Source organism: Actinomycetospora chlora (assembly GCF_039542135.1).
In the GTDB taxonomy this organism is placed as follows: domain Bacteria; phylum Actinomycetota; class Actinomycetes; order Mycobacteriales; family Pseudonocardiaceae; genus Actinomycetospora; species Actinomycetospora chlora.
The window spans coordinates 23735-30555 of record NZ_BAABHO010000061.1; the positions used below are offsets into that span (position 1 = coordinate 23735).

Sequence of the window (6821 nt, forward strand, 5' to 3'; positions counted from 1 at the left end):
GCCGACCACTACGGGTGGAAGCTGAACCGCCCGGCCCGCATCACCGTCAGCTGCGCTGGGTCGCGTGAGAACGCCGCCTGAATCCAGGACTCGTGGACGGCGCCTTGGCGAGCTCCGCCACACGTCACGCTCTACAGGCTTGCCCGGGGCTGGTCGTGAGCCGGCCTGCGCTGCAGCACCGCCCGGCACCGTACGGAGGCGTCCGTGGGCCGTAGGGCGGGGACCACGGAACCACGACGGAACAGAATCGCGATCATGAGCGCCGCGAGGAGCTGTCTTGCCAGGTTGGAGCGCTGCGAACCAAGATCGCCCGAGGTCCTGCGCAAGGACCTCCGCGCCCGCGAGAACGCGCCGGCTTAGCTCCCGCCGACGGTGTCGTGGGTCGGCGGAGCGTCGGTGGCCGGGGCTCCCGGCGACGCCGGGGCCCGCCGCCACTCGAGGGCGAGCACCAGCAGGATGACGATCCCGACCGTGTTGATGACCGTCACCGAGACGTTCGCGAGCGGCTGGGTGTAGCCGAAGACCGTCACGACGATGGCGCCGGTGATGCTGCGCTGCGCGGTGGTGATCACGCACGCGTGCCGCGTCGGCGCGGTCCGGCGGCTGATGACGCTGCCCAGCGCGATGCCCACCACCGGGACGGCGAGGGCCGCGGCGTACGCGCCCCACCACACGGCCACGAAGAGGCTCGAGAACCCGTAGATGAACAGGTTCACGTAGAGGAGGAGGGCGACGAGCTCGACGACGATGAGCGGGCGTGCCCAGGCGGTGGCCACCTCGTCGTACCGGAGGCGCACGAGGCAGCCCAGGAGCAGGGGCGCGATCACGAACGCGAGCAGCGGCCAGGCGAGGGTCCACACCCCCACGGGCGGGACGCCCGGGGCCACGGCGGCCACGGCGAGCGGCAGCACGAGCGGGACGACGATCACGGTCACCACCGCCATCGCCACGAACAGGCTCGTGGAGAGGTCGGTGTCACCCCGAGCCAGGCGGGTGAGGGCGGGGGCGAACGGCGCACCGGCGGCGAGGGCGACGATGCAGTAGCCGATCTCCACCTCGGGCTGCATCGGGGCGATCGCGGCGAACCCGATGACCAGCGCCGGCACGATCACGAAGTTGACCACCACCACCATCACGGCCAGCCGCCGGTGGTGGAAGAAGTCCTCGAGGACCCGGCCCACCCGGACCCGGAGGCCGAGGGTGAACGAGTTCGTGATCGCGAACAGCAGGCCGAGTGCGTTGACCACGACGAGGAGCTCGGTGTTCGGCATCGTGGTCTCCGTCCGCGTCGGGGGTCGTTCCCGCAGCACGGTGGGCCGCGGACCGGCGTGACGTCGTCACCTGTGCAGGGTGAGCCGTCGACGCGGCCGGGGTTCCTGCGACCGGTCCGGTGGTGCACGATGCACCCCAGCCGGACAGCCCCGTCGCCCGCCGAGGACGCCATGCCAGAACACGATCTCGGGGACGCGCTCGTCGACGACCCGCCCGAGACCCCGACCGCGCTCTCGGACTGGCTGCGCGACCTCGATCTCGAGCAGCTGGCGGCGATCGCGCGGGTGGCGCGCCTGGCGGGTGACTCGTTCGGCCGCTACCTCCGCCAGACCGTCTGAGTTCGGATGAACGTCCATCGGGCGAACAGGTTGTGCTTGACGGCGAACGCGACGGAGGAGGACCGTTCTGACGGGTCGGGGGCAGCGCCCCACGACCCCGGTGACGCACCGCCCGCGGGCGTCCGTCCGGGCCCCGTCGGTCACCCTCCCCCCCGCGTGGCCGACGGGGCGACGGGCCCGGCGCGTGCGGCTCGTACCGTGGCGGTCATGGGTCGGGACGGTGCGGTCGGGATCGTCGCGCTCTCGGTGCTCGCGGCGCTCGGGATCGCCGCCGCGATGCTCCTGGCGGGGCCGGGGGCGCTCACGCTGCTGGTCGCGGTCGTGCTCGGCGGTGTGCAGGTCGCGTCGCTCCTGCGCGTGCGCGAGGGGGCACTCGGCCTGCGCCGGTTCCTGCTCGCATCGTCGGGCCAGGCCGGGCTCACCTATCCGCTGGCCGGCGACCCGGGCGTCGTGTCGGCGCTGGTCTACGTGGGTGTCGGGCTGGTGTTCGGCGTCGTCGTGCTGGGCGGGCTGCGTGTGATGCGGCGGCTCGACGCGGTGGATGCGCTCGACCCGGCGGAGGAGCCGCCGCGGGCCGACACGCAGCCCCTGCCGGTGACCGACGCGGAGCGCTGATCAGTACTCGTCGTGGCGCCGCCACCAGGTGTAGGGCTCGGTCTGCGGCGTGCCGTCCGGGGCGTCCTCCCAGGACTCCTGGCGCCCGAACGGGGTGAGGTCGAGGAACGACCAGACGCTGCCGAGCTTCTCGGTGCCGCGGCCGTCGACCATGTAGGTGCGGTAGACGTCGTCGCCGTCGCGCAGGAACACGTTGAGCGCGAAGCCGTCGCCGAGGCCGAGGTCCGCGTCGAGGTCGCTCCCCGCCGACGAGTACCAGGGCACGGTCCAGCCCATGCGCTCGCGGTAGGGCAGCGTCTCGGCGAGCGGGCCGGAGCTGATGACCACGCGCGTGACGTCGCGGGCGTTGAGGTGCGCGGGGTGGCCGAGCTGGTCGACGAACAGCGAGCAGCCCTCGCACGGCTGCTCCGGGTCGTGCCACATGAACTTGTAGGCCACGAGCTGGGAGCGGCCCTCGAACACGTCGACCAGGCGCACCGGGCCGTCGGCTCCCGCGACGACGTAGTCCTTCTCCAGGCGCACCATCGGCATGCGCCGGCGGGCGGCGGCGAGGGCGTCGGCCGCGCGCGTGGCCTCCTTCTCGCGCACCAGCAGGTCCTGGCGGGCCTGCTCCCACGCGGTGGGGGACACGACGGGGCGGTCGGCGAGGTCCATGACGTCGATCCTAGAACCATACTTGACGGTCCTGTCAAGAGATCGACACGTGCCCGCCGTGGAACGAGCGAGGGGCGCCCCCGCTGCGTCCGACGCAGCGAGGGCGCCCCTCGGTCCGGGACGCGGCGCGCTCAGCTCTCGAGCGCGGCGTCCAGGGTGATCGTCGTGCCGGCCAGCGCCTTCGAGACCGGGCAGGTCTTCTCGGCGGTGGAGGCGAGCTCCTGGAACTTTGCCTCGTCGACGCCGTCGACCTTCGCGCGCAGGGTGATCCCGATACCGCTGATCTCGAAGCCGCCGCCCTTGGCCGGGGACAGCGTGACCTCGGCGCTGACGTCGATCGCGTCGGCGGTGAGGCCCTCGCCGCCCAGGACGCCGGAGAGGTTCATGGCCAGGCACGAGGAGTGCGCCGCGGCGATGAGCTCCTCGGGGCTGGTCTGGCCGTTGGGGTCCTCGGCGCGGGTGGGGAACGAGACGTTGAACTGGCCTGCGTTGGACGAGTCGAGGGTCACCTGACCCTTCCCGTCCTGCAGGCCGCCTTCCCAGTGGGTGGTCGCGTCGCGGCTCGGCATCGTCGTCTCCTTGACAGTCAGTGGTCAGCTGGCGGTGGACGTCCCGTCGACGCCGCGGAAGGCGAGCGTCGAGGCGGTGAGGGTCCGGAGGAGCACGATGAGCTCGTGACGGGCCCGGTCGTCGAGACCGAGCGCGCAGCCGATGGTGCGGGGGACGTGGGTGACGCGCGTCCGCATGTCGTGACCGGCCTCGGTGAGGTGCACCGTGACGGTCCGCTCGTCGCGAGGATCCCGGCGACGCTCGACGAGACCGGCGCCCTCGAGTCGCTTGAGCAGCGGAGACACCGTGCCGTAGTCGAGCGAGAGCGCGGTCCCGACGTCCCGGACCGTCCGCGGCCCGGACTCCCAGAGGACCAGGAGCACCAGGTACTGCGGATAGGTCAGGCCCAGCTCGGCGAGCAGGGGCCGGTAGACGTCGGTGACCGCGCGGGAGGCCGAGTACAGCGCGAAACAGGCCTGCTCATCCAGGAGCAGGTCGGTCTCCGCGCTCTCGTCCGTGCTCACGACCGAGAACGTAGCGCACGACTACATCGTGCACAATTTATCGTCTGACCTGCTTGCGCCCGGTCACCTTGTTGTAGATCACCAGCAGGACGATCGCGAAGACCACCGAGCCGATCCAGCCGACCGGGTTCGACAGCGTGATGCGACCGGTGAACAGCGAGAGGACCAGGCCGCCGACGACGGAGCCGAGGATGCCGAGGCCGATGGTGGCCAGCAGGCCGATGTTGTCCTTGCCGGGGACGAGGGCGCGGGCGATGAACCCGACGATGAGGCCGAAGACGATCCAGCCGAGGATGGCGAACAGGGTGCCCATGAGAGCTGCTCCGATCCGGGAAGTGCGTGCCGTGCGACGGCCACGTTCCCCCGGATCGGCGATCTCAACCAGCCCCGTGCGCCGCTTGGTCCCCAAGCGTGACGATCAGGACGCCGCGCCGCCCAGGACCACACCGAGACCCGACACCGCCGCGGCGGGGGTCAGCTCGACGAGGTCGTAGACGCGCATGGACGCGGCGCGGCCCGCAGAGCAGGTCAGCGGGGTGGGCGAGGCGACCCAGCGCTCCCGCACCACGACCATCACCGGGCCGCGCTCCGGGCCGCCGTCGAGCGTGACCTCCACCGTGCCGGGCTCGCGCACCTCGACACCGAGGACGCGCAGCGCGTCGACGTGGGACTCCTGCAGCGCCAGCCGCGCGTGGTGCTGGGCGGCCTGGGCCGGCGGGGTGAGGAAGGAACGCCCGCGCACCCAGGTGGTGTCGACCTCGCCCGCGCCGTAGCGCTCGGCGACGGCGACGGCCTCGGTGGCCGGCACCCGGCCGAGCACCAGCCCGTGGGGCAGCAGCACGACGTTGGCGGCGAAGCGGTCGCCGCCGGTGTGCGTGGTCTCCCAGGTGCGGTCCGGGTAGGCGGCGCTGAGCTCGGCGGCGACGGGGCGGCCGCGCATGGCGCAGCACGCGTCGTGGCGGCCGTGGGCGCACACGAGGTAGACGGGGTCGGGCGACGGCGTCGTCACGGCCTCGACGTCCGCCAGGGCCGCGGGCAGCTCGGCCGGCGAGGAGACGCGTCCCCAGCGCACCGACTCCGCGCCGGGCGTGGTGTCCACCAGCGCGAACCGGCCGATGTCGGCCGCGGGCTCGCCGCGGCCGCGGGAGCGGCGGATGAGCTGGAACCGCGCGCCGCGGGTGCGGCAGAACGCGTCGATCGCGTCGACGACCTCGAGCGGGTAGCCGGCGTCGCCGAGGGCCTGGTGGCCCCACGGGCCGGGGTGCTCCACGAGGAGCCAGCAGCGGGCCGGGGGCGCGGTCGCGACGAACGGGTCGTCGCGGTCGCGGGCCGCGTCCGAGCAGCGGAATGCGGCCGTCGCGTCCGTCTCCGGCGAGGTCATTCCCCAGTCATACCCCGCCCGCTCGCCGACGGACACCCGTGCGGGGCGATCGAGGTAAGGATGACCTCAGTCGGTCGTCACACCGGGACGAGCACGCCCTCGCGCAGGAGCCGCCGCACGACGACGGCGCCGTCGTCGGCGTCGAGCCCCGGCAGGTCCGCGGCCGTCACGGGACCGCCGTCGAGCAGCCGTTCGCAGGCCGCCCGCGTGCCGGCGGGCAGGGTCAGGGTGCGGTCGGGCAGCTCGAGCACGACGGCCTCGTCGGCGGTGCCCGGCCGCAGCCGGTGGTGCAGCCCGCGGCGGCGCCGCACGACGGTCGACGCGTCGGCCGACGTGGCCACCGCGGCCTGGGCCAGGGGGGCGACGGCCTCGGGCCGGTTGCCGGTCCAGACGCGGCGGCGCAGGCGGCCGGCGACGCGCTCGGCACGCCCGTCGTCGGGGGCCGCGAGGGTCTCGGCGAGCCGGGCGGCGACGGCCTCGACGTGCGGGGCGAGGGCCGCCGGGTCGGCGGCGTCGATGCCCAGCGGCAGCGAGCCGCGCAGCTCCGGGTCGCCGGTGAGGGCGTTCAGCAGCGCGTCGACGAGCGCCCAGCGGGTCAGCACGTGGACGCCGATGGTCAGGTGGGCGCTCACCTCGCCCTGCGCGGTGGCGGAGTGCAGGTAGCCGCGCGGCAGGTAGAGCGCGTCGCCGGGCTCGAGCACCTCGTCGATCAGCGGCTCCTCGGCCGCGCGGGCGGCGACGGCCGCGGCGTGGTCGTTCCACGGCTGGGAGCGCAGCGGATCGGGGTGCACGGGCGCGTGGACGTGCCAGCGCTTGGTGCCGGCGACCTGCAGCACGAAGACGTCGTGCACGTCGTAGTGCGCGGAGAAGCCCTGCGAGGACGCCGGGGTGATGTAGGCGTTGGTCTGCGCGGGGTGGCCGAGCTCGGCGGCGAGCTCGGTGACGAGGTCCGCGACCGGCGCCCAGGTGCGGTGCACGCCCTGCAGCACGACGGTGTGGCCCTCGGCGAAGAGCGCGGCGACGCGGTCGTCGCGCACCTGGTCGGCGACCTCGGCGCCGACCCCGCCCTCGCCGGTGAAGTGGGACGAGTCCACGACCTGGCCCTGCTTGGCGACGCGCAGGAACGGCGTGCGCAGGCCGCGGCGGCTCAGCAGCTCGTCGACGGCGGCGAGGTCGAACAGGTCGCCGAAGGCCTCGGGGACCTCGACCCCGTCGGCGGCGGCGTGCTTGGCCAGGTCCGCGGCGCGCGAGAGCCGCGCCTCGCGGCCCCAGGCGGCGCCGGCGAACTCGTCGAGGTCACCGGCGACGAGGCGCCGCAGCGCCGGGCGGTCGTCCCGCCCGGCGCCGCGGCCGCCGTCCGGTGACCGGTGGGTACCGGTCGTCATCAGTGCTCAGGCACCGCCGTCTGCGCCACCGTCGGAGCCGCCGCCGCGGGCGCCACCGTCGGCCGGCCCGTGGCCGGCGCCGCCGTCGGCGCCGCCGTCGGCC

9 protein-coding genes are annotated in these 6821 nt (G+C 74.1%); 2 read left to right on the forward strand and 7 right to left on the reverse strand.

Annotation, left to right across the window (positions count from 1 at the left end):
- Positions 1 to 356: 356 nt before the first annotated feature.
- Entirely contained in the window at positions 357 to 1271 is a 915-nt protein-coding gene (locus ABD994_RS26830) for a bile acid:sodium symporter family protein (protein ID WP_345423083.1), read from the reverse strand.
- 171 nt (positions 1272 to 1442) lie between these two features.
- Between ABD994_RS26830 and ABD994_RS26835 the strand changes: the two genes are divergently transcribed.
- Both ABD994_RS26835 and ABD994_RS26840 read left to right on the forward strand, forming a co-directional pair.
- Positions 1443 to 1610 (forward strand): hypothetical protein, encoded by a 168-nt coding sequence (locus tag ABD994_RS26835; RefSeq protein WP_345423085.1) that lies wholly within the window; start codon positions 1443 to 1445, stop codon positions 1608 to 1610.
- Between the two features lie 207 nt (positions 1611 to 1817).
- Complete coding sequence (locus ABD994_RS26840) at positions 1818 to 2225, forward strand: hypothetical protein (RefSeq protein WP_345423087.1); 408 nt, start codon at positions 1818 to 1820, stop codon at positions 2223 to 2225.
- Here the strand turns inward: ABD994_RS26840 and ABD994_RS26845 are convergent, their stop codons facing one another.
- From ABD994_RS26845 to ABD994_RS26870, 6 genes are all read right to left on the reverse strand, one after another.
- A complete protein-coding gene (locus ABD994_RS26845; RefSeq protein ID WP_345423089.1) occupies positions 2226 to 2879 on the reverse strand; it encodes a DUF899 domain-containing protein in 654 nt (217 codons plus the stop codon). It abuts the gene before it with no gap.
- Between the two features lie 131 nt (positions 2880 to 3010).
- Positions 3011 to 3448, reverse strand: coding sequence for an OsmC family protein (locus ABD994_RS26850; protein ID WP_345423091.1), 438 nt, complete (start codon positions 3446 to 3448; stop codon positions 3011 to 3013).
- A gap of 24 nt (positions 3449 to 3472) precedes the next feature.
- Positions 3473 to 3952, reverse strand: a complete 480-nt coding sequence (locus ABD994_RS26855) for a MarR family winged helix-turn-helix transcriptional regulator (RefSeq protein WP_345423093.1) — start codon at positions 3950 to 3952, stop codon at positions 3473 to 3475.
- Between the two features lie 37 nt (positions 3953 to 3989).
- Complete coding sequence (locus tag ABD994_RS26860) at positions 3990 to 4265, reverse strand: GlsB/YeaQ/YmgE family stress response membrane protein (protein ID WP_345423095.1); 276 nt, start codon at positions 4263 to 4265, stop codon at positions 3990 to 3992.
- Positions 4266 to 4370: 105 nt separating this feature from the next.
- Positions 4371 to 5333 carry a ferredoxin family protein gene (locus ABD994_RS26865; protein WP_345423097.1) on the reverse strand — a complete coding sequence of 321 codons (963 nt, stop codon included), beginning with the start codon at positions 5331 to 5333 and terminating at the stop codon, positions 4371 to 4373.
- 77 nt (positions 5334 to 5410) lie between these two features.
- A complete protein-coding gene (locus ABD994_RS26870) occupies positions 5411 to 6718 on the reverse strand; it encodes a cupin domain-containing protein (RefSeq protein WP_345423101.1) in 1308 nt (435 codons plus the stop codon).
- Positions 6719 to 6821: the final 103 nt, after the last annotated feature.